Genomic DNA, 23,997 nt, shown 5'->3' with positions numbered 1-23,997 from the left:
CAATCGCAACGTCAATAGAGGATACCATACCCTCAACCCTATCGGCGAGAATTTCCAGTTTCGGCAAACCAAAGGCAATTTGCGGCACGATCAAAGAGAAAGGTTAAGCCAGTTTGGGCGGCCCGTTTCTTTTCAGCAGGTTCACCTGACTTCCCATATAGTCGCGCTCGGCCATCAGCTCATAACCCAGCTTTGCCGCCAGATTCTGCGACGCGTGGTTTTCAGCATCAATCAGGGAAACCAGTGGTCCAGGCATTATTCTGTCAAACCAGTCATGTGCGGCCTGAGCCGCTTCAAGACCAAATCCCTGCCCCTGGGCCTCTGGTGCCAATAGCCATCCGGCCTCGGGAAAGCTGTCGAAGTCGTCGCCTAACCCTCGATTACGATAGAAAAAGCCAGCTTGACCTATCATCTGACGATTCGACTGTCGAAAGACGGCCCATTGGCCAAAACCGGCCATCTGCCAGTGGCCGGCATTCCTCAGAAAGGATTCCCACGCTTCGCCCCGCGATAGCGGTTCCCGGCCAAGATGGCGCACAACACAAGGGTTCCGCCAAATCTCAGCGTAACGACTAAAGTCGTCGGGACGCATAGCGCAAAGCATCAGACGTGCCGTATTTATCATCGGGGTGGATCGTAGCATGCCCTGCCCGCTCAGAATTTCCTGCCTCGCGTAAATGGTTGCGGGTCAATAGCTATCTGGCAAGCGCGAATTCCGGCTGGGCAAAAAAAACGGCGCCTCCGTTGCCCGGAAGCGCCGTTTTAGCGGATAAAGAAGGTCTTAAGACGCTTCAGAGATGAATTTGACGGCGTCGCCAAAAGTTTGGATGGTTTCGGCTGCGTCATCAGGAATCTCGATGCCGAACTCTTCTTCGAAGGCCATAACCAGCTCAACAGTGTCCAGGCTGTCTGCACCCAGATCGTCGATGAAGGACGCGTTTTCGGTCACTTTATCTTCTTCAACACCCAAGTGCTCAACAACGATCTTTTTAACGCGATCTGCGACGTCGCTCATGTCTATTCCTCATTTCATTTCAGGGCATAGTGCCCGGTTCTGCCCTTGCCCGCTCAGGCTGGCCTTGATGTGCCCGTTCTGGGCGGTTTAGGTCCCCGATTACCGGGTAAGTAGAAGGTTGACCATCCGGCCAGCCCCTGCATATGTGCGCCGCCTATAACACAGACAACGCCCGAGGCAAACGCTTTCGCGCCCACCTCGATCCGCGCTCACAACATGGCCATACCGCCGTTCACATGCAAGGTGGTTCCGGTAACATATCCGGCTTCGGCACTTGCAAGATACAGCACAGCCGCAGCAATTTCCGAGGGGTCACCCATACGACCGGCAGGAACCTGCGTCAAAATCCCAGATTTCTGATCCTCGGTCAGTTTGTCGGTCATCGCAGTCGTAATGAAACCGGGTGCCACCGCATTGGCGGTGATTCCACGGCTGGCAACCTCATAGGCCAACGATTTGGTCATGCCCACCATGCCTGCTTTGGATGCAGCATAGTTGGCCTGTCCCGGGTTCCCTGTCGCACCCACCACCGATGAGATATTAATGATCCGGCCCCAGCGCGCTTTCATCATGCCCCTCAAAACGCCTTTGCACAGACGGGCAGTAGATGTCAGGTTGACGTCGATCACGCTCTGCCATTCTTCATCGGACATGCGCATGAACAGATTGTCTCGCGTGATCCCTGCATTATTCACCAGAATATCAACCGATCCCATTGCCTCAGCAGCCTGCTTCGGAAGGGCTGTCACCGCCTCGGCATCACTCAGGTTACAGGGCAGAACATGGGCGCGTTCACCCAATTCGTCGGCCAGAGCCTGTAGCGGCTCAACTCGCGTACCAGACAAAGCCACAATTGCACCGGCTTCATGCAAACTTCGCGCAATTTCTCCACCGATCCCGCCCGATGCACCGGTGATCAGTGCATTCTTACCTGTCAAATCAAACATTCGGTTTTCCTCTTGATGCTCGGTGTCTTACGATTCGGCCTGTGTCACATTCTGCACGTCATCAGGCGTACCGACAGCTTTACCGACGATCGCACGGTCAATTTTGCGAATCATACCGGACAGAGCTTTGCCCGCCCCGATTTCCCAAGTTTCACTCACGCCTTGCGCAACCATGTACAATACGCTTTCGCGCCAGCGAACCGAACCTGTGACCTGCTCGATCAGCAACCCACGGATCAGATCGGGATCTGTGACAGCCTCGGCCCGCACATTGGCAATCAATGGCACGGCAGGAGCTTTGATTTCGACATTTGCCAGGGCTTCGGCCATGACATCAGCGGCAGGTTGCATCAATGCACAGTGGAAAGGTGCGCTGACGGGCAACATGACCGCGCGCTTGGCGCCTTTTTCTTTGGCGATTTCGGCGGCGCGTTCCACGGCAGCCTTTGCGCCTGATACCACGACTTGTGTGGGATCATTGTCATTGGCAGCCTGACAAACTTGACCCTGCGCAGCTTGGTCTGCAACAGCGCGCACAGCATCAAGATCCAATCCAAGAATAGCGGCCATTGCGCCCTCTCCAACGGGAACCGCACTCTGCATCGCTTGCCCGCGGGTGCGCAAAAGGCGCGCCGTATCAGCGACCGACAATGCCCCTGCCGCAGCGAGCGCGGAGTATTCCCCCAGCGAATGCCCAGCGACAAAACCAGCATCCGCAATCGAAATCCCATTGGCCTCCAGGGCCCGCATCGCAGCCATCGAGGTCGCCATTAGTGCTGGCTGCGCGTTCTGGGTCAGGGTCAGGTCCGCAATATCACCTTCCCAGATCAGATCGCTCAGCTTTTCCCCAAGCGCCTCGTCCACCTCGTCGAATACAGCCTGTGCAGCCGGATAGGCCTCGGCCAGAGCCTTACCCATACCGATAGTCTGGGCACCTTGCCCCGGGAAAACAAATGCGCGTGTCATTGCAACCTCTTGGATGACGTTAGGTTGCCGCGGGGTGTAAACCGACAGACCGCGCGGCACAAGCTTTGCCTGATCTCTGCACTTTGGCACCGGCTCTGTGCATCCCTTGCTATTGTGTCCTAGGCTTGTAGCGGTAGGTTGTTGCATACGATCCACCTTCCGGAGCCTCAGATGCCTTCGTCAAACACCTTCTCAAGCTATGGAAGCGTAACCAAAACTTTTCACTGGCTGACCGCGTTACTTATCTTCACCGCATTCCCTCTGGGGTGGGTCGCCAACGGATTGGCCCATGCGATTTACGATCCTGCAATAGCCACAACCGAAGATGACATTGCACGCGCCGCCAGCCTTTTTTCTCTCCATAAAACCGTCGGGATCACTGTTTTCTTCGTCGCGCTCGCGCGTATCTTGTGGGCGATAACGCAGACCAAACCCGGCCTATTGAACGCCGAGAACAAGCCCGAGGCCTTTGCAGCTGAAACCGTGCATTGGCTGCTTTACGCATCTTTGGTTCTGGCCCCACTGACCGGTTGGACCCATCACGCTGCCGCCGAAGGTTTCGCTCCGATTTTGTGGCCCTTCGGACAGGACCTACCCCTTATACCAAAATCCGAGTTTCTGGCAGAGCTGACCGGAAGCCTGCATTGGCTGTTCGTCTGGACACTGGCCGGGTCAGTCGCGCTGCACGTCGCCGGAGCGCTAAAACACCACATTATCGACAAAGACAGCACGCTGCGTCGAATGATGCCGGGCGCCTCGGATGCACCGGAACCGCCAGAGCAAAGCCATTCAATGACGCCCGCATTGGCCTCTTTGGCCATTTGGGGTGCCGTTCTGGTCGGAGGATGGTCAATCGGCGCGTTTGACCACCAATCTACAGCTAGCACAGAGGTCGCAGAACTGACCCAGGTACAGTCCGACTGGAACGTCCAGGAAGGCAATCTAAGCATTACCATCACCCAGCTGGGCAGCCCGGTAACCGGCAGCTTTTCCGATTGGACCGCTGCAATCGCTTTCGAAGATCCGCCCACGCCGGGCTTAGCCGGATCAGCAGATGTCACAATCGCGATAACGTCGCTCAAGCTCGGGACAGTCACAGATCAGGCAATGGGTGCTGATTTCTTCGACAGTGCGCAATTTCCAACCGCTCAATTCAAAGCTGATCTCTTCAAAACTGAGGACGGGTACGAAGCGCGCGGCGCGTTGACCATTCGCGACAAGAGTGTGGACGTAGTGTTGCCATTTACTCTCGACCTTCAGGATGACAGCGCAGCTATTTCAGGACAGCTTGAACTGAACCGGCTGGATTTCGACATCGGCACTTCGCAGTCGACCGAGGATTCGCTGGGTTTTGCTGTTACAGTATCAGTTGATCTTTCAGCAAAACGTGGCAACTAAGAAAATGGGCCGCCGAAGGGTTACTCCGGCGGCCTCGTTTCAACTCGTTGTAATGGTATTAGTCGGCCTTCTGGGCTTCGACTGAAATCTGAAGTTCAACTTCGTCGCTCACGAATGGCGCAAATTGACCAAGGTCGAACTCACTACGTACCAAGGTGGTGGTTGCGTCGAAACCGGCCCAGGGCTTTCCTGCCATAGGATGTTCACCCACCTGGTTCAGCTTGGCATCCAGAACAACCGATTTGGTCACGCCGTTCATAGTCAGATCGCCAGTGATGTTGGCAGTGTTTTCGCCCGTGACTTCGATACCAGTAGAAGTAAAGGTCACCATTTCTCCTTCGGTCACACCAAAGAAATCTTCGGACATAAAGTGGTCTTCACGTGGCTTCCAACCGGTAATCATCTCGACCACTGGCATGGAAACTGTAACACTGGATGCAGCCGGGTTTTCCTGATCGAACATGATCTCGCCTTCAAACCCCGAGAACATGCCATGGGTGGTCGAGAAGCCAAGGTGGTTATAGCTGAAAAGAACCTGGCTGTGGCTGGAGTCCAGAACGTATTTTTCGGCGCCGGCAAATGCCGTTGTGGCCGAAACCGCGAGCGCTGCTGCAAGAAGGGTGGATTTCATGATAATCTCCGCAATTTTGTAGATGCAAACCTCTTGGGTTGCTCGACAACGAAAATGTGCTGCCCTAGGGCAGCACACAAGTAATATTATTTCACAATATCTGTTCTTAATTGAACAGAATAAAACTCAGGCGAAAATTGTTACACTTCCGCTAAGTTGACCTTTGAGCGCTCGGCTGACATCCGCCGATTCAAGCGGCAGTTTCATCAACAAGCTGCCGTCCACATCGAACAACTCGATCTGGTCTTCAATGAAACGGGCACCACCCAGGCTGTCATAGCTCCGGCGCAAAACTGTCTGCGGGCGGCCATTTTCATTCTTTTGCAATACCCGGACCTCGCGGCGGATCGGGTCAAAATACGCATCAGGACGCGCGTCCAGAACTTCGATGGTCAGAAGGCTGACACCTACCAGAAGGAACATCAGCGAGGCCGCCAATTTGATCGGCCAGACTTCAGCGGCCATTGCCGTGCTGGGCATCAACCACATGGAAAAGGCAGAAACTATCAGTAGCGCACCAGCCACACGGGCCAGAACCATCCGAGCTTTCCAATTTGGTGCAAAGCTAATGAGCACCGGCACTGACTTTTCAAAACTTACGCCTGTGGCGGATTTCTCGAAGGTATTTGTGTTAATCGCGGTCATTTTCAGTACCCTGTTTCTCAGGTTGCCGTTCCAACTTTTGTCAGTCCGGTTAATTTCCGGTATACAAAACAACTTTGAGCCGAAAAGCGTCAGGAATTGGGCAGCGCAGAGGAAATAGCGCGACTTCACAAAGGCATCTGTGGCAGGCCTTGCCCCCAGCGTACAAACGTGTATATCGGGCCATCCTTCGCAAACGACATGAATCGCGCAGCCTCTCGTGGCAGGGTCGCGAAGGACGAAACGGCCCCGCCTATGAAATGCGCCTTGATAGAAACAGGAGTGCACATGCCACTATATGAGCATGTAATGATCGCGCGTCAGGATTTGTCCAACGCGCAGGCAGAAAGCCTCGTCGAACATTTCGGCACCGTTCTGGCTGACAATGGCGGCAACGTCATCGACAGCGAGTACTGGGGCGTCAAGACGATGGCCTACAAGATCAACAAGAACCGCAAGGGTCACTATTCCTTCCTCAAGACCGACGCTCCTGCTGGCGCCGTTCAGGAAATGGAACGCCTGATGCGCCTGCATGACGACGTTATGCGCGTTCTGACCATCAAGGTCGACGAGCACAACGAGGGCCCTTCGGTCCAGATGCAGAAGCGCGACGAGCGCGAAGGCCGCCGCGAGCGCCGTTGATTAACGCCTGAAGAAAGGACACTAAACCATGGCCGCAAAACCATTTTTCCGCCGCCGCAAGGTCTGCCCGTTCTCGGGTGAGAACGCGCCGAAGATCGACTATAAAGACACTCGTCTGCTGCAGCGTTACATCTCTGAGCGTGGCAAGATTGTACCTTCGCGCATCACCGCCGTTTCGGCGAAAAAGCAGCGTGAACTGGCCCGTGCTATCAAGCGCGCCCGCTTCCTCGCCCTGCTGCCCTACGCCGTTAAGTAAGGAGATACTGACATGCAAGTTATCCTGCTGGAACGCGTTGCGAAACTGGGTCAGATGGGCGACGTCGTTGACGTCAAGTCCGGTTATGCCCGCAACTTCCTGTTGCCTCAGGGCAAAGCGCTGAGCGCATCGGACGCCAACATCGCGTCGTTCGAAGCCCAGAAAGCGCAGCTTGAAGCCCGCAACCTGGAATCCAAGAAAGAATCTGAAGCGCTGGCTGAAAAGCTGGACGGACAGCAATTCATCGTGATTCGCTCGGCCTCGGATGCCGGCGCACTGTACGGATCGGTCACCCCGCGTGACGCCGCAGACGCCGCTACCGAAGCAGGTTTCACCGTCGACAAAAAGCAGATTGCCTTGATCGCACCGATCAAGGACCTGGGTCTGCACACAGTCGCAGTTAAACTGCACCCCGAGGTTGAAGTGAAAATCGAAATGAACGTTGCTCGTTCGCAAGAAGAAGCCGAACTACAGGCATCGGGCAAATCGATTCAGGAACTGGCCGCCGAAGAAGAAGCCGCCGCAGAATTCGAAATCGCCGAGCTGTTCGACGATATCGGTTCCGCCGCTTCCGACGACGACGATCTGGTTGCTCAGGATGCTTCGGCCGAAGAAGACGAAGCCAAAGCCTGATCCTCGGGTTTCGAATTGAACAAGAAAGGCCGCACGATCTGTGCGGCCTTTTTTATGCCTCCGCCCGGCGAAATCCAGCTTGGGCCCCGGCCTTTGCTTGCGGTCATCAATAGGTTTCCTATCATCGCATAATAACTATTCGGAGACGATCAATGACATTTCTTCTGCGCCGCAGTGTATTGGCATTATTGATAATTGCACCCTTTGCGGCGTGCGGAGGGCCCGATACCCCAACCCAGAACACGTTTGATCCTCCGCTCTATCCCAACGAAACACCGGAACTGCGGGCCTCCATAAACAAATGGGCCGACCACTACGAAGTGCCGCGCGAATTGGTGCACAAGCTAGCAATTCGCGAAAGCACCCACCGACCTTGGGCTGTGAATCGGCCCTATTATGGCTTGCTGCAAATCCTGCCGGCCACAGCTCGTTCAATGGGATATACTGGAAACGCCAAAGGCCTTTTGGATGCAGACACAAATCTCGAATTTGCCGGGAAATATCTGCGAGGCGCTTGGCTATTGTCCGACGGCGACCAGCAACGCGCCATATTCCTTTACGCAAAAGGGTTCTATCCCGAAGCAAAGGCACGTGGGATGCTGGTCGAAACAGGGTTACGTCCGGAATAACCGGATTTACCCCCAAACGAATCATCTGAGACATGCTGTTTCGGACCATTCTGTTGCCATTACATCGCAATATGACTACACAAGGCGAACAATTTGCTTGCACAATGCCCTGTGGTTGACGCAACGTATACCCCTAAGGACAAGTCTGGCATGTCTTGGGGGAGAGATATGCCGCCACAAGGGTTGGACAGGTGAAACTTATAGATTTGGCCGCGGTCGACCACACAGAGAAGTCGGCCGCTGACGTTATAAACGCCGTCTGCGAAGAGCTTGGCTTCGACTATGCGTCTTATGCCACCTTTAACCCTGTGAAAGGTGATGTGCAGGGCTATGCAAACTATCCAGATGAGTGGAAAATCCACTATGGCAGCCAGGGCTTTCATCACTTCGATCCGACGCTTTATCAATCTGTCCTAAGCATTGCACCCGTTGATTGGGGACGCTTTGATCAGGACGAGAAGTTCAACGCGGTATTCCGTGACGCCCATGATTTTGGCATTAGTTCCAGGGGGTTAACAGTTCCCGTTCGTGGACCTTATGGTGAATGCGGACTGTTAAACGTTACCCGGGACTGTTCGGATTCCGAATGGGATAAGCTAAAGAAACATGTCATGGGTGATCTGCAACTTGCTGCCGTTCAAGCCCACGATACTGTTATGCAATCCGGCTTGCTGGCCAAAGCTCTTTACCTGCCCACACTGTCCACACGCGAACAGGAAATCCTCCAATGGGTAGCTGATGGAAAGTCGCAACAAGATATCGGTGATATTTTGTCTATTTCACACCGTACCGTCGAAGTTCATATGCGGTCCGGGCGTGAAAAGTTGGGCGCACTGACCACCTCACAGGCTATTGGTCGTGCGATCGGCCTGGGCCTAATTGCCCCTGGTTAATCAAAAAAAAAGCACTTCTACGGGAAATCCCTAATAGTCTGCGCTTATTTCTTGGTTAACCTAATCCCTACGGTAACCAGACTGTAGGGGGATGGAAATGATCATCGTTATTGATGGTATTAATCAACATAAGTTCAAAGATGTCTTGGATGACATGTTCAAACTGCGCGCTCGTGTTTTCGGCGATCGCCTTGGTTGGGAGGTCAATATTGAGGATGGGCGCGAGCGCGACCACTTCGATGATCTGCATCCAGCACATGTAGTCAGCATCGACGACGAGGGGGACGTTGTCGGGTGCATGAGACTACTGCAAACCAAAGGACCGCATATGCTGTCCGATGTTTTCCATTCGATCCTGGATGGAGAACCTCCAATTCGGAGCGCGCAAGTCTGGGAAGCCACCCGGTTCTGTGTCGATACTAAAAAACTGGGCCGAGGGCGCGGTGAAAATTCTGTATCCTATGTGACCAGCGAAGTTATGATTGGCTCTTTCGAATATGCCAAAGCGGCTGGCGTTCTTGACTCGATCGCGGTGATTGATCCAGTTATGAACCGCGTTCTGCAAAGGTCCGGTAACGCGCCTTATGACTACCTCGGCAGTGCTAAGCCCATGGGTAAAGTCGTCGCCATGGCCGCTTTGATGGACTGCTCAGATGAGAGAATTTCCGGAATTCGGGAATATGCGAACATCGCTCACGATGTATTCCTGACGGACGAGCAGGCAATAGATCTGTATGCCAGAAACAAAACACCGGCAGATACAGGTGTGGCGAATTACGACCACCAACCACTAAGCCAGATGGAAAAATACTTTGTCGAACAGATGAATTCGGCAACCACAAAAGCCGAAGCCGAAGCTGTATTGAACCTGATCGAAGCAGTTTCGGATCGGTTCACCCCAGAGCAGAAAACTGCTCTGCTAAGGACCCCCCGTGCTTTTGCTCATGAGGCCTGACCCCCTCACCTCATAGCATAAAGCCACCCACACGGAGCCGTCTTTTTCAGACGGCTCCGTTTTTTGTGCCCATAAGAATTCTATGGGCAGAAGAGGATTACTCCTCTTCCAATGCCTCTACGGCTTTCTGCAGGTCGTCTTTGCTGACTTCTTTATCCGCAACCTGGGCCAGCTCGACGATATAGTCGATGACTTTGTCTTCGAAGATCGGCGCGCGCAGTTGCTGCTGCATCTGAGCGTTCTGCTGCACGAACTCAAAGAACTGGCGTTCCTGACCAGGGTATTGGCGCGCTTGGTTCATGATCGCTTGGGTCATCTCGGCATCGGTGACTTCAACTTCTGCCTTCTGGCCCAGCTCGGCCAGCAACAGGCCAAGACGCACGCGGCGTTCGGCCAGCTTGTTGTGCTCGTCGGTCGGCTCAATCTCATCGTGGTCGTGGCCTTCCACTTCCGGGTTTTCTTCGTGCCACAGCTGGTGTGCGATCTGCTTGGCCTCGGCATCTACCAGCGACGGTGGCAGATCAAACGAAACCTTCACGTCCAATGCGTCCAACAGAGCACGCTTCATCACCGCCCGCGAAGCACCGCTATATTCCGCTTCCAGACGTTCTGAAATCTGGCCTTTCAGCGCTTCCAAGTCTTCTGCACCAAATTTGGTGGCCAGCTCGTCGTTGATCTCGGCGGCGACGGGTTCTTTCACATCCTTGACGGTGCAGGTAAACACAGCGTCTTTGCCGGCCAGATGCTCGGCACCGTACTCTTCGGGGAAGGTGACGTTTACGTCTTTTTCTTCCTCGGCCTTTACGCCAACCAGCTGCTCTTCAAAACCGGGGATGAAGCTGTTGGAACCCAGAACCAGCGGATAGTCTTCAGCGGATCCGCCCTCGAACTCTTCGCCATCAACCTTGCCGACAAAATCGAACACAATCTGGTCGCCGTCCTTGGCTTTCGAGCCTTTGCGGCGGGATTTGAAATCCTGCGCAGTTTCGGCCAGGTTGCCCAGCGCTTCTTCAACGGCCGCGTCATCGGCTTTGACAACCAGCTTTTCCAATTCAACCGATTTCAGGTCGACCTCAGGGATGGCAGGCAGGGCCTCATAAGACATCTCGACATGTACGTCGTCGCCTTCTTTCCAATCCTCATTGGTCATCTTCACCTGAGGCTGAAGTGCCGGACGCTCACCGCTGTCTTCGAAATGCTGGTTCATTGCACCGTCGATGCTTTCTTGCATCGCCTCGCCAAGCAGACGCTGACCGAACTGCTTTTTCAACAGTGCCATCGGTACCTTGCCTTTGCGGAAGCCCTTCATCTCGACTTCAGGCTGTGCTTCGACCAGTTTCTCGTTAACTTTGTCGTCCAGCTCAGCTGCGGATACGACAATGTTATAGCCGCGTTTCAGACCTTCGTTCAGCGTCTCGGTAACCTGCATTATGGTAGTCCCCATAGGATTCGGGGCGCGCAAAACGGCGCGCCGGGCAAATTTGAGGCCTTCTATTTGCCCAGCCGCCCGCGTGCAAGGGGCAAAGCCCGGATCAGCCTTGTTTTGCCGCCGATTTGACCAAAAAAACGCCCCGGACCTGACCGGAGCGTTCTTGAGGAATTGTTCGCGGGATCAGAACTTCCAGCGCGCACCCAGCACCCAAGCCTCGTTGTCATCGAAACTCGTGGTGTCATCGAAATCATGGTTACGGTATTTCAAATAGGCATCGGTATTGATACTGTCGATGCGCTGTACGACAGCAATACCCCAGGCCTTCGTACTTGAGCCGTCGATCGAGAAATCAGATCCGTCGAAATAGTCGATGCCGATACCAGTCTTACCCCATGACACCCAATCGTCTTCATACGCAAGCTTCGCATACCAATAATTCGGGTCACTGGCACCGCTGGAAGTGTCATCTCTTGTACCCAAAGCTGCGGTTACGCTGAAACCACTGGGCAGCAGAACCGAGGCGGACCCGATTGTGTCTTTTCTCTCCCCGGATCCGCTATCGTAATCGCGCACGGCGTAGGCGAGGGATGCAGCAATCTCCACCCCGTTGGATAAGGTATTTCCATAGGACACCGACACATCGTAGTAATCATCGTCATCGCTGCTGGACAGGATGTTCTGACCATAGGCTATCGCTGCCGAAAACCCGTTGAAATCTGGCGTGTCATAGCGAATGCGCCCGCGCCTTGAACCATCGAAGTTATCAGATGTGTCACCAACGGTAATGCCGCTTAGCATTCCATCAGACTCACGATAAAAGAAGGCGCCATTCTCATCATTGGTGAACGAATAGAGCGCCGTGCCAACATAGGATAGATCGGATTCGGCCGCTCCATCCGAGGCCATGCTGCCCTGCCCGGCGGAAAATTTACCATAGCCGCCCTTCAACGCAAAATCGACGTGCCGAATATCTTCACGGTTCCAACCATCGGCATTTGTCCCATCCTGGTTGGCGCTCCCCGTGCTCGGCAGGCCCAGACCGGATTCGAAACGGAAGGTAAACTCATTGCTACCGTAGGGTTGCATCAAAAACAGCCCTACCCGGCTGTTGGACAGATCATTGTCCAGCAAACGGGTTTCCGTCTCATCCCCGTCGTCAACTGAGACAATTACGGGGTTAAACTGGCCATACAGCTCAACATAACCGCCGCTGTTGTTGTTATATCTAAGCTCCGCCGCTGCTGGGATGGCCGATGCAGCGGTCAGACAAGTCGCAATCGTGCTTATCGATACTTTCTGGGTCATAGTCATTCACCATAATGGATCCATTTACGGGCACTGCTCGCTTGTGCGCGATTTCTCTATGATCCCCTGTCTCGGGCCCATTCAGCTCGCGCATCTTGTTCGAATATAACCGCAGCTGAAGGGTGTTAATTTGATCTACTTCAAAACGATAGAATATATGTCATCCAAGTCACCCAGATCGCTTGCCGCAATACTGACGCCTGACCTGAATTTCATCATACGCTCATTTTGGGACATCGAATACTGCAGCGGCGGATTTTCGCCGAGGCGATTAAGGACCTACTTCCCGCAAAACCCGTGGCAACTGTTCGGGCAAATCTTCGGCGATCAACCCCGGCCCGAAGGATCGCGCACATTCCACATGCAGCCATGCCGCAGTTTCCGCGGCCTGCAAGGACGAGAACCGCCGCGCCAGCAACCCGGTGATAAACCCCGCCAACACGTCCCCGGCCCCGGCTGTCGCCAACCAGGGCGCCGCACGTTCATAAACGGCCGAATTCACTGAGCATTGCCCGTTCGGCTCCGCAATCACGGTATCGGGTCCCTTGAACAAAACCACGCACCCTGCCCGCCTGGCAGCCTCTCGGGTGGCGTCCACTTTGGAATAGGCCGGACCCTTGATGGGAACCGCTTTCAGTTTTTCCGAGATATCCGGGAACAGCCGCGCGAACTCGCCCCCGTGCGGGGTCAACACGCAACCGTCATGCAGCATGTCGAACAACGTCAGCGGGTCGTCTGCAAACGCCGTCAGTGCGCCCGCATCCAGAACTGTCGCTCGTTTTGAGGCCAAGGCAACAGGCACCAAATGCCGTGCTCGCTCCAGACCTAAACCGGGGCCAAGACACAAAGCATTCAAGCGCTCATCTTCAAGGGTTTCCGACAGTGCATTATCATCTTCAACCCGCTGCAACATGATCGCGGTTACCTGCGCCGCAACTTCCATCTGTGCCGCCGGAGGAACACCCAATGTCACCAACCCGGCCCCAATCCGCAAAGCACCCCGCGCCGCCAATCGCGCCGCGCCGGTCTTGCCAGAACCACCGGACAGGATCAGCGCATGTCCATGGGAATACTTGTGTTGTTGTTTGAATTTGGGCAAGCGATAAAGCGGCAACCCAACCCATGTTCGCTCGTCCTTCACGCGGCCAGGTGCCTCGGCAAGGGTTAGAAAAGCAGGTCGGCTCGCCCTGCGAAAAGGCTTGGGACCTAATGTGAACGCACTGTCGTATGGTTCACCGTTAAAGCGGCAACGCTGTGTGGAAATACCGATGTCTTTCACAACAAGCTTGCCACACAAATCCGGTCCTTGCGCCAGAAAATGCCCAGGCTTTGGGCTGTCGAAACACACTGTCAACCAAGCAAAACGGTCATGCAAAGCACGCGCGCCGCCCGCAGGAGCTACCTTGTTTCGCATCTCTGCGGGTACACCGTCCAAAAATTCGCGAGGCCATAGGTTCAATGGCTCTTGATGCAACACCCGCCCACTGTCCAAACACAAGCCGGATGGGGCATCTATGCTGACCAGGCGGTCGGTATAGTGCTCCCCGTTCACACCAGAAAGATGCCGAACGACCTTGAACAATTCTCCGTCCAAGCCGCGCTTCAGCCCCGTCCCAAACAGAGCATCAACGTAAAGATCGGCAGAACCACCCTTGCGCATGTCCTTTTCAGTCAGAGTTATAACTTCCCCCAACTCCTGCCACCGCTCATAATTCACCCGCGCATCCGGCGGCAGCTTCTCTAGGTCGCCATACAGAAACACCGCGACTTCCCACCCTTGCTCCCGCAAAAGCCTGGCCACGACGAACCCGTCCCCACCGTTGTTTCCTGGCCCACACAAGACAACTGCCCGCAACGGATCCTCTTCATCTGGCCGCGGATACGTCAGGGAACGCGAGGGGCTGGCCCCTCGCTTGTCCAACTCTGGCCACTCCTCGAAAATCGCCTCGACAACACCCTGCCCAGCCCGTTCCATCAGCTCAAGACCGGTCACCTCACCGGACTCAATGGCCGCTTGTTCGATCGCCCGCATCTGTGCTGCAGTCAGTAAATCTGTCATGCTGAACCCTCGTGCGATTCAATTTTGACTATTTTTTGTGCAAACTGTTCAAAATTTCACCGGCCATCCAATTTCCATGCAACCCGGCATCGCCATTTTCTCATTCACATTGCCGCCCGATCTTAGACGTGGTCAGTGCCATCCTGACAAGAGTTAAAGGGAGCCCGGTATGAAGAAGATCGAAGCGATCATCAAGCCGTTCAAACTGGACGAAGTAAAAGAGGCGCTGCAGGACGTCGGAGTCCAGGGCCTCAGCGTGATCGAGGTCAAGGGGTTTGGCCGTCAGAAAGGTCACACTGAACTTTACCGCGGCGCGGAATATGTGGTCGACTTTCTGCCCAAGGTGAAGGTCGAAGTTGTGCTGGACGACGATCTGGTCGATGCCGCCATCGAAGCCATCGTTTCCGCCGCCAAAACCGACAAGATCGGCGACGGCAAGATCTTTGTCTCACCCGTCGAACAAGCAATTCGCATCCGTACCGGCGAAACCGGTTCGGACGCACTGTAACAAGACCAAATCTTCAATTCAGAGGAATCAAGAGAATGAGCAAGGACGCAGTTCTTCAGCTAATCAAGGACGAAGGCGCCGAATATGTCGACGTCCGCTTCACTGACCCGCGCGGCAAACTGCAGCACGTCACCCTGGTGGCCGATCAGGTAGATGAAGACTTCCTTGAAGAAGGCTTCATGTTCGATGGCTCTTCCATCGCTGGCTGGAAGTCCATCGAAGCCTCGGACATGAAACTGATGGTCGATACCAACAGCGCCTATGTCGATCCGTTCTACGCAGAGAAAACCATCTGCGTGCATTGCTCAGTTGTTGAGCCCGACACCGGCGAAGCTTATGAGCGTGACCCGCGCGGCACCGCCCAGAAAGCTGAAGCCTACTTGAAAGCAACCGGTATCGGCGACGTGGCCTATATGGGTCCTGAAGCCGAGTTCTTTCTGTTCGACGACGTTCGTTTTTCCAACAGCATCAACAAAGTATCCTACGAAGTTGATGCAACTGATGCGTCGTGGAACACCGATACCGAGTACGAGATGGGCAACATGGGCCATCGTCCGGGCGTCAAGGGCGGTTACTTCCCGGTCAACCCGATCGACGAAGCCCAGGATCTGCGTTCGGAAATGCTGTCGACCATGAAGCGTCTGGGCATGAAGGTCGACAAGCATCACCACGAGGTTGCGTCGTGCCAGCACGAGCTGGGCCTGATCTTTGACAGCCTGACCAAACAGGCAGATGAGCTGCAGAAGTTCAAATACATCATCCACAACGTGGCGCATGCATACGGCAAATCGGCGACCTTCATGCCGAAGCCAATCGCAGGCGACAACGGTACCGGCATGCATGTGAACATGTCGATCTGGAAGGACGGCAAGCCTCTGTTTGCTGGCGACAAGTATGCTGATCTGTCGGACGAGGCACTGTTCTTCATCGGTGGTATCCTGAAGCACGCCAAGACATTGAATGCCTTCACCAACCCGGCGACCAACAGCTACAAGCGACTGATCCCCGGATTTGAAGCCCCCGTCCTGCGTGCTTACTCGGCTCGTAACCGTTCGGGTTGTGTCCGTATTCCATGGACCGAAAGCCCGAAAGCCAAGCGCGTCGAAGCCCGCTTCCCTGATCCGGCCGCAAACCCCTACCTGGCGTTTGCCGCGCTGCTGATGGCTGGTCTGGACGGCATCAAGAACAAGATCGATCCGGGCGAAGCCATGGACAAGAACCTGTACGATCTGCCGGCCGAAGAGCTGGCCGACATCCCGACGGTTTGCGGTTCACTGCGTGAAGCTCTGGAAGCCCTGGCATCGGATCACGACTTCCTGCTGCAGGGCGACGTGTTCACTAAAGACCAGATCGACGGCTACATCGCACTGAAGATGGACGAAGTCGAAACCTACGAACACACGCCGCATCCGGTTGAATACGGCATGTATTACAGCTGCTAATCCAGCATTTTCGACGATAACTCTATAGGGGCGTCCATCGGGCGCCCCTTGTTTCGTTTGGCCCGATCTTTCACACTTGCCATTACCCCGGTTAGGAGAGATCGCATGTCAGCCGAAACCGCATTCGCCCCGTTCTCGGATTTCGTCACTTCGAAAGAGGGACTGGAGCGCATCACCGGCGCGCCCCTTCCCCAGATCATCGCCAAGGAACAAGCCGCGCTGGACGGCATGTGCCGCGACTTTATCGCCAAGTCGACCTTCTGCCTGATAGCTTCGGCCAATCCGGGTGGTTATCTGGATATTTCTCCTCGTGGGGATCCCGAAGGGTTTGTTCGGCTGATCTCAGACACTCTGATCGCCATTCCCGACCGCCCAGGCAACAAGCGGACTGACACGTTTCACAATATAATACAGGACCCGCGTGTTAGTGTGATCTTCCTAGTGCCTGGCAAGTTGGAGACTTTGCGCATCCGAGGAACCGCGCGCATATGTATTGACCAGGACTTGCTGAATAGTATGGCAGTGAATAATCGCGCGCCTAAGCTAGCCCTTATGATTCATATCGAGACCGCTTTTGCACATTGCCCTAAATGCGTCATCCGGTCGGATATGTGGCAACCTGAAAACTGGCCAGATTCATCAGGGCTTCCCAATATGAACGCCATGATGGTCAAGCACGCCAAAATCGACAAAACGCCGGATGAATGGTTTGATAGCCTGAAGGGCACCGGGGAACTCGACCTTTATTAACCCCTTTTCGTGTGCGGCTTCCCTGCCTAGGCTGCCCCTGTCATTTCATTGGATCGGATTACAAGATGCTTCGGCTTGCTCTTATTTTGGCAATCTCTCTACCTGGCTTTGCGGCAGCGGCCCCCTGTGGCAACACCGGAAATGGATTTGAGACCTGGAAGCGGGATTTCGCGAAGCAGGCCCAGCGCGCGGGAGTAAAAAAGAAGGGTTTGCAGGCGCTGAGCCAAAGCCAATACGCCACCCGAACCATTGCCGCGGACCGAAACCAAAAGAGTTTTAAATACTCGCTGGACAAATTCATGCAGATCCGCGGCGCGGATACCATCGTAGCGCAGGGCCGTAAGCGCAAAGCCAGGAACCCTCAGTTCTATGCGACGCTCGAGCGCCAGTATGGGGTGCCAGCAGGCGTTCTGATCGCTATTCACGGAATGGAAACAGGATTTGGAAATTTCATGGGTGACAGCCAGGTTGTGTCAGCAATAACCACTTTGGCCTATGATTGTCGCCGATCCGAGTTCTTCGTCCCCCACGCTATCGGAGCACTGAAGCTGGTCGATCAAGGCAGCATTACGACCAACACTGTTGGTGCCAAGCATGGTGAGCTGGGACATACACAGTTTCTGCCGGGCAATGCCCTGGAATACGGTGTGGATGCCACGGGTGACGGTCAGGTCGATTTCTACAATATGACCGATGCGCTGGCCTCGACTGCTAATTTCCTACGTAAAAAGGGCTGGAAGCCCGGACGCGGATATCAACCGGGCCAACCGAATTTTGCGGTCATTCAACAGTGGAATGCCGCGACGGTGTACCAAGAATCCATCGCAATCATGGCTGCTCGAATCGACGGATGATTGTGTCGGTCTGTCATGTAGGGCGACCGCAATTCAGACACATTGTCGCCACAGACGCTAAATAGCCCTTAAAATGCCTAGGTTTCCAATGCGTAATCAATCTTGCCGATTTCTCATTTTTTTCCATTTCCGCCCAATTCTTTCCCTTATCTGTTGATAATTTGAGTCATCTGACGGAATGCACAAAGGAATGCGCAGTGACTCCGAAGCACAGCTATCACGGCGGCCTGCAGTTCACAGGCAAGACCAATGGCGCGATCGAGCGGTTTGGTGCCATCGTGGCGGCGACCCTGGAAGATTACGGCCATCTTGTTGAGCGCAAAACGATCTTGAACACGACCGAGGCGAGCATCGTCTCAAGTCAGTACCTTGTGCGCCTTACGCTGGATACCCAACTGGCTGAAACAGAAGACCGGTTTGAACGGCGGGACCGTGCGGCCGGTCTGAGGACCGTCTCGAAACCCCGGGTGACCCTGCCCGAAAACCGGTTGACGGTCACAATTACCCCTGTTTCCGCCTTGCTGGACGACAGCGAGATCTCGGAGCTTATGCTTGTTGTGATCCTGTATCGTATGGTTGATATCTGTGCGACTCAGCGCGTGGAATGGCTGTCTCCGAATACAGTCCTGACCATGGAACAATTCATGAGTGCTTTTGACACTCTGGCGCCCGTTAAACAGCGGGACAGAAAACAAATTTTCGAATCCGTTTCCGGGCCGTTTGCAGGTCTTGAATTAACGGAGACAGAAGATCTGGATGAGCCAAGAAACAAAACGCAGACCTCACATGCGCGGCCAATCCAGCTGTCAGACGAGCAGTTGCTTAGCATTGCTTTTCGGACAGAACCGATCGAGCAGAAACCGGATGATCGGACCGACACTCCCCCCCTCGACCACGAGAAACCCAATGATATCCTGCGACTTACCAGTTGGGGACTTACGGGTGCCGTGGCCAGCGTGTCGGTCCCGATCGCGGCCTCGATGGCTGCCGTCAACCTGATCCGAGGTGAAGATTTCCGCCTGAATACTCAGGTACTTGCCTATTCGGTTGCAATATCAGCGCTCAGCACCAGCGGTGCCTTTGCCGGTGTGGCAACTGCTTTAGGCATGTAGACTAATTCCAATAAGACCCTCCTAGGAAGCCCCGCCGTCAGGTGGGGTTTTCTTTTTGGCGAAGGCTTCCAGCCTCAAGAACATAGGTGTGGATCGAAAAAACCACAGCCCGCGTTTTCGGCAGCCGCAACAATATTTGCCTCTCGCTGCGCAAATAGCACGCGGCTCCGGGTGAACTGACCTCGCGCGGTTCTGTAGCGCTTCGAGGCTGATGCAGATCGGCATCCTCATACCACAGCGCATTAAACCGCCAGAGCGGCTTATCGGGCTGAATTCCATCAAACAACCGCTGGACACGGCGCGCGATGCTTTCGTCGTAGCTGTTGACCGGTACATGGATGTCGATCAGGGGACGCATGAATTTTTCTGACAGTCGCCAACTGGCTGGAAAACACAAAACCGCGCCAGTCAAAACATGTTCGTCCCCTTGCTTTTGCAAGATACAGATATCCTCCTGCACCAGTCTGCAAAGGGTTTCCATTGGGGCCTGCCGATCAATCTGGACCTTCTGCCCATCGGCTCTCGTGACGAGGTCTGAGCATCCGGGGTACGCATATTGCAACACCAGGTCCAAGACTTCTTGTGCGGCTGGTTCGGCTTCGGGCGCCAGCGCAAGAACATCAGCGTGACGCTCTTTCAGCAACGCTTCCCGATATTGCATCTGGGCCGCGAACGCTTCGTCCTGATGCAACCAAGTTTCCATACTGGCGGGCTGAATACCCGGCAGCGGGCGGGGTTTCAAAGGATCATAGGGAGTAGAGGTCTGCAAAATGGTCGTCATGAGCCCGACCTAACATCGGCACTTCGACTTGTCGGTCAAAAAGCGACGGATGGCGGTCGCAAATTATCAAGACGCTGAAAGAATGCTTCTTCACGCTCGATAGACAGGCAGGGAGGGCTACTATGAACCGTCACCATAGAGATATCCGCAAGATCGACCCCACCAAAGGCACAGCGCTTGGGGACGGCACTCCCAATGATTTGGACCGGATCGAGATCGGCCCCACACAGCTGGCCTTCGCCGAATGGGAAGCCGCCGGCCTGACCTTGCCGAACCTTGAGAGGATGCGTGAGTATAGGTGGAAACGTCTGACCAAGGCCATCGTTGATCGTGGCTATGGTGGCTTGTTGATGTTTGATCCTCTGAACATTCGATACGCCACAGACAGCACCAACATGCAGCTCTGGAACACGCATAACCCCTTCCGCGCAGTGCTGTTATGTGCCGACGGGTATATGGTGATCTGGGACTATAAAAACTCACCTTTTCTAAGCCAATTCAACCCATTAGTGAAGGAACAGCGGTCGGGCGCCGACCTGTTCTATTTCGATCGCGGCGACAAGGTCGATGTTGCCGCGGATGTACTCTCGAACGAAGTGCGGGCGCTGATTGATGCGCATGGCGGCGGTAACAAGCGGCTGGCTGTGGACAAGATCATGCTGCACGGTTTGCGCGCCCTTGAGGCCCAGGGGTTCGAGATCATGGAAGGCGAGGAAGTCACTGAAAAGTCCCGCGCCGTGAAAGGCCCGGACGAAATTCTGGCGATGCGATGTGCCAACCACGCCTGCGAGACCGCGGTGGCCGAGATGGAGGCATTTGCCCGCGCCAATGTCGGAGACGGAAGAACCTCGGAAGACGACATCTGGGCCATTCTGCATGCCGAAAACATCCGGCGCGGCGGGGAATGGATCGAAACCCGCCTGCTGGCCTCAGGCCAACGCACCAACCCGTGGTTTCAGGAATGTGGTCCCCGGATCACGCAAAAGAATGAAATCATCGCCTTCGATACCGATTTGATCGGGTCTTACGGCATCTGCATCGATATCTCGCGCACTTGGTGGATCGGGGACGAGAAACCCCGCCCGGATATGGTCTATGCCATGCAGCACGCGCATGAGCATATCATGACAAATATGGAGATGCTGAAACCCGGCGTTATGATCCCTGAACTGACCGCCAACAGCCATAGGTTGGATAGCAAGTTTCAGGACCAGAAATACGGCTGCCTGATGCACGGCGTTGGCCTGTGTGACGAGTGGCCTCTGGTCGCCTATCCGGACAAGGCCGTCGCCGGCGCTTATGATTATCCGCTGGAACCGGGCATGGTTCTATGCGTCGAAGCTGCGGTTGGCGAGGTAGGTGGAGATTTCTCAATCAAACTCGAAGATCAGGTTCTGATCACTGAGGATGGGTATGAAAACCTGTCCACCTATCCCTTTGACCCACAGCTTATGGGGCTGGCCTGACCCCTCAGTTCGGCCAGTTTGACCGTTTGACGTTCCCATGCCAGTCCTCGATTTCGGTGCTGGCAAAAGATGTCGGCTGTGTCCAGTTCTGACCCGCGGCAAAACTGATGACCGCAGTTACGGCGATAACGATCAGTAAATCTACGCGAAGATTTGTGCCATGTGGCTGAGAAGTGAGATGTACCATTGTTGCCTCCGTGGCTGATTGTGTTCGACAGGCTCAAGATGAGGGTGGCGTTCGCTTTATTAAAGTGAATGTTTGACTGGTAATGCATCACAAAAGTTGATGAAATCTATCGCACCAGAACTCCGCCGGCCCCTGACCCAGTCTCACCTTCCCGTGACGCTTCTTACATAGGGGTTGAGACCCCTCGCTGGCGGCCACAATATTGAGGCACCTCATGACGTAAGGAACTGCCATGCCCACCGAACGCATCACCTTTGCCGGTCACGACGGCCACCAACTGGCTGCGCGCCTCGACCTGCCGGACGGGCCTGTCCTTGCTACGGCATTGTTTGCCCATTGCTTTACCTGTTCAAAAGATATCCCGGCCGCGCGCAGGATCGCAGCCCGTCTGGCAGCGATGGGTATCGCGGTGTTACGGTTTGATTTCACAGGCTTGGGTCATTCAGACGGCGAATTTGCAAACACCACCTTCACCTCGAATGTTGAGGATCTGATCGCCGCCTCACGGTATCTGGCTGGACGGAACATGTCCCCGTCTCTGCTGATCGGGCATTCTCTCGGAGGGGCAGCGGTTCTGCGCGCCCGAGCTGGTATTTCGAGTGTTAAGGCCGTTGTGACGCTGGGCGCGCCTGCCGATCCAGGGCATGTCTCGCACCATTTCGACGCCGCACTGTCGGAAATCCAACAAGAGGGATCGGCCGAGGTAACTTTGGGTGGTCGCCCGTTCCGTATTGGCAAAGCGTTCGTCGAAGATATCGCCCAATCCGCGCTAACCCCTGCGATTGCGGATTTGAAGGCCGCGCTGCTGATACTTCATGCGCCACGCGACGAAACGGTTAGTATCGACAATGCAAGCGCGATCTTTCTGGCAGCCAAACATCCCAAAAGCTTCGTGACGCTGGACGACGCTGATCACCTGATTACACGCGCGGCGGATGCGGAATATGCTGCAGATGTAATAGCGGCTTGGGTTACGCGCTATGTGGTGCTGCGCCCGCCTGCCCCACCACCGGGTGCGCCCGAAGGCGTAGTGCGGGTGACTGAGGCCGATCCCAACGGATTCCAGCAAGACATTCAGTCCGGCCCCAAGCATCATGCTGTTGCGGACGAACCGGCCTCATATGGAGGCACCGACCGCGGTATGTCGCCCTATGGCTTTGTGTCATCGGGTCTGGGAGCCTGTACTTCGATGACAATCCGGATGTATGCGCGGCGCAAGGGCTGGCCACTAACAGGCATCACTGTCGATGTTTGCCATAACAAGGTCCACGCACAGGATGCGGGTCTGATCACTGACAACAAGGTCGATCTGTTCCGCCGCAAAATCCGGCTCGAGGGCCCCTTGGATCAGGATCAGCGCGCACGTCTGCTTGAAATCGCCGACAAGTGCCCTGTTCACAGGACACTTGAAGGAACAGCGAAAATCACGACGGAATTGCTGTCGTGATCCGCATCAGCGCCGCCGCGGTGACGGGCGGTGAATAGGCGGCCGGGCAACTGGCGGCCGGGCAACCGGTGGACGTGCCGGGGGCTTGGCGACAGGGGGGCGTGGGCGCGCCGGGGGCTTGGCGACCGGAGGTTTGGGTTTGACCGGAGGCTTACCTTGCGGTGGACGATTTACATCAATGTCCACATCAACGTCGTGATAGTAGTCGTTCCAAAGCATCGAGTCATAGAACGGATCATATCCGTATCCCACACCAACCGTCACGCCGTCGCAGGCAGACAAGGTGATACTGGTCAAACCGAATACCAGCGCGGCGATCGACCGTTTCATCAGCTTACGAGTCATCCAAACCTCCTCACTGAAGCGACCGGAATGACGCGAATACGGCATTCAGGTCGTCCACATAGCCAGGATCGGCGCCGTCTCTTAATACGGCCACTGCGACAGCCACGCGATCACGCGGCAAGTCAATCACTGTGGCCGTGAAATTTATCCCCCGCCGATCACGGGTGCCGGTACCGCGGATAACCCGCGCTGGCAGACCTCCGATCCGGGTTGCGACTGTTTCCGAAACGATCGGATCTTTGACCAGAAACTTGTCGATATCCTGAAGGTATCGCAGGCCACCGTCGATGGATGACACACCAGATGGCGAGACAAATCCAATCCATACGCTGTCATCCGTTACCGGTTTGATCCCCATGACTCGGGCAACCGCGCGGGGATCGTTCAGCTCGGTGTCATCGACCTCACGCGGGCCGCCAGTACGAACCGACCAAAAATCTGGTACCGCAAAGCTGAACAAGGCGCGCCCTTCATCAGTATAGGTGATCGGTGTTTCGGCTTTTGCACTCCCTGCCCCGGCGCAAACAACCGCGCAGGAAAGGGTTACAGCCCTCAATAGATTAGGCATATCTGAATAACCTGTTGTTTCTATTGCTACAGCTTGAACTGTGTCGACCGGTTTTGTCCAGCCTCTTGTTGGCGCAACAAAAAACCGCGCCGGGATCGCTCCGGGCGCGGTTCATGTCAACTAGGTTGACTGTG

At 55.0% G+C, this 23,997-nt stretch carries 27 protein-coding genes; 14 read left to right on the top strand and 13 right to left on the bottom strand.

Features of this window, described 5'->3' with window-relative positions; all coding sequences use genetic code 11:
* Positions 1-103 precede the first annotated feature (103 nt).
* The 4 genes from AC2FHX_RS01030 to fabD form a co-directional block, all read right to left on the bottom strand.
* A complete protein-coding gene (locus tag AC2FHX_RS01030; RefSeq protein WP_342781993.1) occupies positions 104-604 on the bottom strand; it encodes a GNAT family N-acetyltransferase in 501 nt (166 codons plus the stop codon).
* A gap of 177 nt (positions 605-781) precedes the next feature.
* Positions 782-1,015, bottom strand: coding sequence for an acyl carrier protein (locus AC2FHX_RS01025; RefSeq protein WP_005982462.1), 234 nt, complete (start codon positions 1,013-1,015; stop codon positions 782-784).
* 209 nt (positions 1,016-1,224) lie between these two features.
* Positions 1,225-1,962: a 3-oxoacyl-[acyl-carrier-protein] reductase gene (gene fabG, locus AC2FHX_RS01020; RefSeq protein ID WP_496700541.1), complete on the bottom strand. Its 738-nt coding sequence runs from the start codon at positions 1,960-1,962 to the stop codon at positions 1,225-1,227.
* A 27-nt stretch (positions 1,963-1,989) separates the two neighbouring features.
* On the bottom strand, positions 1,990-2,928 hold the full coding sequence (gene fabD, locus AC2FHX_RS01015) for an ACP S-malonyltransferase (RefSeq protein ID WP_496691049.1): 939 nt from the start codon (positions 2,926-2,928) through the stop codon (positions 1,990-1,992).
* A gap of 171 nt (positions 2,929-3,099) precedes the next feature.
* Here fabD and AC2FHX_RS01010 point away from each other — a divergent pair, with 171 nt between their 5' ends.
* Complete coding sequence (locus AC2FHX_RS01010) at positions 3,100-4,326, top strand: cytochrome b/b6 domain-containing protein (RefSeq protein ID WP_281971917.1); 1,227 nt, start codon at positions 3,100-3,102, stop codon at positions 4,324-4,326.
* Between the two features lie 58 nt (positions 4,327-4,384).
* On the opposite strand, the gene AC2FHX_RS01005 is transcribed toward AC2FHX_RS01010, so the two are convergent.
* Together AC2FHX_RS01005 and AC2FHX_RS01000 are read right to left on the bottom strand one after the other, a co-directional pair.
* Complete coding sequence (locus AC2FHX_RS01005; protein ID WP_281971916.1) at positions 4,385-4,957, bottom strand: YceI family protein; 573 nt, start codon at positions 4,955-4,957, stop codon at positions 4,385-4,387.
* A 126-nt stretch (positions 4,958-5,083) separates the two neighbouring features.
* A complete protein-coding gene (locus AC2FHX_RS01000; RefSeq protein ID WP_142633144.1) occupies positions 5,084-5,602 on the bottom strand; it encodes a hypothetical protein in 519 nt (172 codons plus the stop codon).
* A 285-nt stretch (positions 5,603-5,887) separates the two neighbouring features.
* Between AC2FHX_RS01000 and rpsF the strand changes: the two genes are divergently transcribed.
* The 6 genes from rpsF to AC2FHX_RS00970 all read left to right on the top strand — a co-directional run bounded on the left by rpsF (position 5,888) and on the right by AC2FHX_RS00970 (position 9,607).
* Positions 5,888-6,241 (top strand): 30S ribosomal protein S6, encoded by a 354-nt coding sequence (gene rpsF, locus AC2FHX_RS00995; protein ID WP_142633142.1) that lies wholly within the window; start codon positions 5,888-5,890, stop codon positions 6,239-6,241.
* Between the two features lie 28 nt (positions 6,242-6,269).
* Positions 6,270-6,497 (top strand): 30S ribosomal protein S18, encoded by a 228-nt coding sequence (gene rpsR, locus AC2FHX_RS00990; RefSeq protein WP_005608650.1) that lies wholly within the window; start codon positions 6,270-6,272, stop codon positions 6,495-6,497.
* A gap of 12 nt (positions 6,498-6,509) precedes the next feature.
* On the top strand, positions 6,510-7,130 hold the full coding sequence (gene rplI, locus AC2FHX_RS00985) for a 50S ribosomal protein L9 (protein WP_142633139.1): 621 nt from the start codon (positions 6,510-6,512) through the stop codon (positions 7,128-7,130).
* 152 nt (positions 7,131-7,282) lie between these two features.
* Positions 7,283-7,759 carry a transglycosylase SLT domain-containing protein gene (locus AC2FHX_RS00980; protein ID WP_281994455.1) on the top strand — a complete coding sequence of 159 codons (477 nt, stop codon included), beginning with the start codon at positions 7,283-7,285 and terminating at the stop codon, positions 7,757-7,759.
* 191 nt (positions 7,760-7,950) lie between these two features.
* Positions 7,951-8,652, top strand: coding sequence for a helix-turn-helix transcriptional regulator (locus AC2FHX_RS00975; protein WP_185956601.1), 702 nt, complete (start codon positions 7,951-7,953; stop codon positions 8,650-8,652).
* A 97-nt stretch (positions 8,653-8,749) separates the two neighbouring features.
* Positions 8,750-9,607: an acyl-homoserine-lactone synthase gene (locus tag AC2FHX_RS00970; RefSeq protein WP_142633135.1), complete on the top strand. Its 858-nt coding sequence runs from the start codon at positions 8,750-8,752 to the stop codon at positions 9,605-9,607.
* Between the two features lie 97 nt (positions 9,608-9,704).
* Here AC2FHX_RS00970 and tig read toward each other — a convergent pair whose 3' ends face one another.
* The 3 genes from tig to AC2FHX_RS00955 all read right to left on the bottom strand — a co-directional run bounded on the left by tig (position 9,705) and on the right by AC2FHX_RS00955 (position 14,403).
* Positions 9,705-11,036 (bottom strand): trigger factor, encoded by a 1,332-nt coding sequence (gene tig, locus AC2FHX_RS00965; protein WP_271948081.1) that lies wholly within the window; start codon positions 11,034-11,036, stop codon positions 9,705-9,707.
* 183 nt (positions 11,037-11,219) lie between these two features.
* The gene (locus AC2FHX_RS00960; RefSeq protein ID WP_496676156.1) at positions 11,220-12,344 is read right to left on the bottom strand and encodes a porin; all 1,125 of its coding nucleotides are present in this window, start codon (positions 12,342-12,344) and stop codon (positions 11,220-11,222) included.
* Positions 12,345-12,615: 271 nt separating this feature from the next.
* Positions 12,616-14,403: an NAD(P)H-hydrate dehydratase gene (locus AC2FHX_RS00955; protein ID WP_496700542.1), complete on the bottom strand. Its 1,788-nt coding sequence runs from the start codon at positions 14,401-14,403 to the stop codon at positions 12,616-12,618.
* Between the two features lie 169 nt (positions 14,404-14,572).
* Between AC2FHX_RS00955 and AC2FHX_RS00950 the strand changes: the two genes are divergently transcribed.
* The 5 genes from AC2FHX_RS00950 to AC2FHX_RS00930 all read left to right on the top strand — a co-directional run bounded on the left by AC2FHX_RS00950 (position 14,573) and on the right by AC2FHX_RS00930 (position 19,069).
* A complete protein-coding gene (locus tag AC2FHX_RS00950) occupies positions 14,573-14,911 on the top strand; it encodes a P-II family nitrogen regulator (RefSeq protein WP_142633129.1) in 339 nt (112 codons plus the stop codon).
* A gap of 35 nt (positions 14,912-14,946) precedes the next feature.
* Positions 14,947-16,353, top strand: coding sequence for a type I glutamate--ammonia ligase (glnA, locus tag AC2FHX_RS00945; protein ID WP_142633127.1), 1,407 nt, complete (start codon positions 14,947-14,949; stop codon positions 16,351-16,353).
* A 105-nt stretch (positions 16,354-16,458) separates the two neighbouring features.
* The gene (locus AC2FHX_RS00940; RefSeq protein ID WP_496700543.1) at positions 16,459-17,103 is read left to right on the top strand and encodes an MSMEG_1061 family FMN-dependent PPOX-type flavoprotein; all 645 of its coding nucleotides are present in this window, start codon (positions 16,459-16,461) and stop codon (positions 17,101-17,103) included.
* Between the two features lie 65 nt (positions 17,104-17,168).
* Entirely contained in the window at positions 17,169-17,957 is a 789-nt protein-coding gene (locus AC2FHX_RS00935) for a lytic murein transglycosylase (RefSeq protein ID WP_142633122.1), read from the top strand.
* Positions 17,958-18,154: 197 nt separating this feature from the next.
* Positions 18,155-19,069 carry a hypothetical protein gene (locus AC2FHX_RS00930; protein WP_246097123.1) on the top strand — a complete coding sequence of 305 codons (915 nt, stop codon included), beginning with the start codon at positions 18,155-18,157 and terminating at the stop codon, positions 19,067-19,069.
* Positions 19,070-19,106: 37 nt separating this feature from the next.
* Here the strand turns inward: AC2FHX_RS00930 and AC2FHX_RS00925 are convergent, their stop codons facing one another.
* Positions 19,107-19,850, bottom strand: coding sequence for a heme-dependent oxidative N-demethylase family protein (locus AC2FHX_RS00925; RefSeq protein WP_496730355.1), 744 nt, complete (start codon positions 19,848-19,850; stop codon positions 19,107-19,109).
* 122 nt (positions 19,851-19,972) lie between these two features.
* Here AC2FHX_RS00925 and dddP point away from each other — a divergent pair, with 122 nt between their 5' ends.
* Positions 19,973-21,316 (top strand): dimethylsulfonioproprionate lyase DddP, encoded by a 1,344-nt coding sequence (gene dddP / locus AC2FHX_RS00920; protein WP_496700545.1) that lies wholly within the window; start codon positions 19,973-19,975, stop codon positions 21,314-21,316.
* 4 nt (positions 21,317-21,320) lie between these two features.
* On the opposite strand, the gene AC2FHX_RS00915 is transcribed toward dddP, so the two are convergent.
* Complete coding sequence (locus AC2FHX_RS00915; RefSeq protein ID WP_496688461.1) at positions 21,321-21,503, bottom strand: hypothetical protein; 183 nt, start codon at positions 21,501-21,503, stop codon at positions 21,321-21,323.
* A 232-nt stretch (positions 21,504-21,735) separates the two neighbouring features.
* Between AC2FHX_RS00915 and AC2FHX_RS00910 the strand changes: the two genes are divergently transcribed.
* Positions 21,736-22,950, top strand: coding sequence for a bifunctional alpha/beta hydrolase/OsmC family protein (locus AC2FHX_RS00910; RefSeq protein ID WP_142633114.1), 1,215 nt, complete (start codon positions 21,736-21,738; stop codon positions 22,948-22,950).
* 6 nt (positions 22,951-22,956) lie between these two features.
* On the opposite strand, the gene AC2FHX_RS00905 is transcribed toward AC2FHX_RS00910, so the two are convergent.
* Positions 22,957-23,295 carry a hypothetical protein gene (locus tag AC2FHX_RS00905; protein ID WP_496688465.1) on the bottom strand — a complete coding sequence of 113 codons (339 nt, stop codon included), beginning with the start codon at positions 23,293-23,295 and terminating at the stop codon, positions 22,957-22,959.
* A 10-nt stretch (positions 23,296-23,305) separates the two neighbouring features.
* Positions 23,306-23,863 carry a hypothetical protein gene (locus AC2FHX_RS00900; RefSeq protein WP_496692354.1) on the bottom strand — a complete coding sequence of 186 codons (558 nt, stop codon included), beginning with the start codon at positions 23,861-23,863 and terminating at the stop codon, positions 23,306-23,308.
* Positions 23,864-23,997 lie beyond the last annotated feature (134 nt).

The sequence above is a fragment of the Ruegeria sp. CDSC042 genome (genome assembly GCF_059610745.1).
This window is presented reverse-complemented; position numbering and strand designations above follow the sequence as displayed.

Excerpts from the sequence above, each read along its gene's own strand:
- AC2FHX_RS01030 (WP_342781993.1), bottom strand. The coding sequence starts at position 604 with ATGCTTTGCGCTATGCGTCCCGACGACTTTAGTCGTTACGCTGAGATT.
- AC2FHX_RS01025 (WP_005982462.1), bottom strand. The coding sequence starts at position 1,015 with ATGAGCGACGTCGCAGATCGCGTTAAAAAGATCGTTGTTGAGCACTTG.
- fabG (WP_496700541.1), bottom strand. The coding sequence starts at position 1,962 with ATGTTTGATTTGACAGGTAAGAATGCACTGATCACCGGTGCATCGGGC.
- fabD (WP_496691049.1), bottom strand. The coding sequence starts at position 2,928 with ATGACACGCGCATTTGTTTTCCCGGGGCAAGGTGCCCAGACTATCGGT.
- AC2FHX_RS01010 (WP_281971917.1), top strand. The coding sequence starts at position 3,100 with ATGCCTTCGTCAAACACCTTCTCAAGCTATGGAAGCGTAACCAAAACT.
- AC2FHX_RS01005 (WP_281971916.1), bottom strand. The coding sequence starts at position 4,957 with ATGAAATCCACCCTTCTTGCAGCAGCGCTCGCGGTTTCGGCCACAACG.
- AC2FHX_RS01000 (WP_142633144.1), bottom strand. The coding sequence starts at position 5,602 with ATGACCGCGATTAACACAAATACCTTCGAGAAATCCGCCACAGGCGTA.
- rpsF (WP_142633142.1), top strand. The coding sequence starts at position 5,888 with ATGCCACTATATGAGCATGTAATGATCGCGCGTCAGGATTTGTCCAAC.
- rpsR (WP_005608650.1), top strand. The coding sequence starts at position 6,270 with ATGGCCGCAAAACCATTTTTCCGCCGCCGCAAGGTCTGCCCGTTCTCG.
- rplI (WP_142633139.1), top strand. The coding sequence starts at position 6,510 with ATGCAAGTTATCCTGCTGGAACGCGTTGCGAAACTGGGTCAGATGGGC.
- AC2FHX_RS00980 (WP_281994455.1), top strand. The coding sequence starts at position 7,283 with ATGACATTTCTTCTGCGCCGCAGTGTATTGGCATTATTGATAATTGCA.
- AC2FHX_RS00970 (WP_142633135.1), top strand. The coding sequence starts at position 8,750 with ATGATCATCGTTATTGATGGTATTAATCAACATAAGTTCAAAGATGTC.
- tig (WP_271948081.1), bottom strand. The coding sequence starts at position 11,036 with ATGCAGGTTACCGAGACGCTGAACGAAGGTCTGAAACGCGGCTATAAC.
- AC2FHX_RS00960 (WP_496676156.1), bottom strand. The coding sequence starts at position 12,344 with ATGACCCAGAAAGTATCGATAAGCACGATTGCGACTTGTCTGACCGCT.
- AC2FHX_RS00955 (WP_496700542.1), bottom strand. The coding sequence starts at position 14,403 with ATGACAGATTTACTGACTGCAGCACAGATGCGGGCGATCGAACAAGCG.
- AC2FHX_RS00950 (WP_142633129.1), top strand. The coding sequence starts at position 14,573 with ATGAAGAAGATCGAAGCGATCATCAAGCCGTTCAAACTGGACGAAGTA.
- glnA (WP_142633127.1), top strand. The coding sequence starts at position 14,947 with ATGAGCAAGGACGCAGTTCTTCAGCTAATCAAGGACGAAGGCGCCGAA.
- AC2FHX_RS00940 (WP_496700543.1), top strand. The coding sequence starts at position 16,459 with ATGTCAGCCGAAACCGCATTCGCCCCGTTCTCGGATTTCGTCACTTCG.
- AC2FHX_RS00935 (WP_142633122.1), top strand. The coding sequence starts at position 17,169 with ATGCTTCGGCTTGCTCTTATTTTGGCAATCTCTCTACCTGGCTTTGCG.
- AC2FHX_RS00925 (WP_496730355.1), bottom strand. The coding sequence starts at position 19,850 with ATGACGACCATTTTGCAGACCTCTACTCCCTATGATCCTTTGAAACCC.
- dddP (WP_496700545.1), top strand. The coding sequence starts at position 19,973 with ATGAACCGTCACCATAGAGATATCCGCAAGATCGACCCCACCAAAGGC.
- AC2FHX_RS00915 (WP_496688461.1), bottom strand. The coding sequence starts at position 21,503 with ATGGTACATCTCACTTCTCAGCCACATGGCACAAATCTTCGCGTAGAT.
- AC2FHX_RS00910 (WP_142633114.1), top strand. The coding sequence starts at position 21,736 with ATGCCCACCGAACGCATCACCTTTGCCGGTCACGACGGCCACCAACTG.
- AC2FHX_RS00905 (WP_496688465.1), bottom strand. The coding sequence starts at position 23,295 with ATGACTCGTAAGCTGATGAAACGGTCGATCGCCGCGCTGGTATTCGGT.
- AC2FHX_RS00900 (WP_496692354.1), bottom strand. The coding sequence starts at position 23,863 with ATGCCTAATCTATTGAGGGCTGTAACCCTTTCCTGCGCGGTTGTTTGC.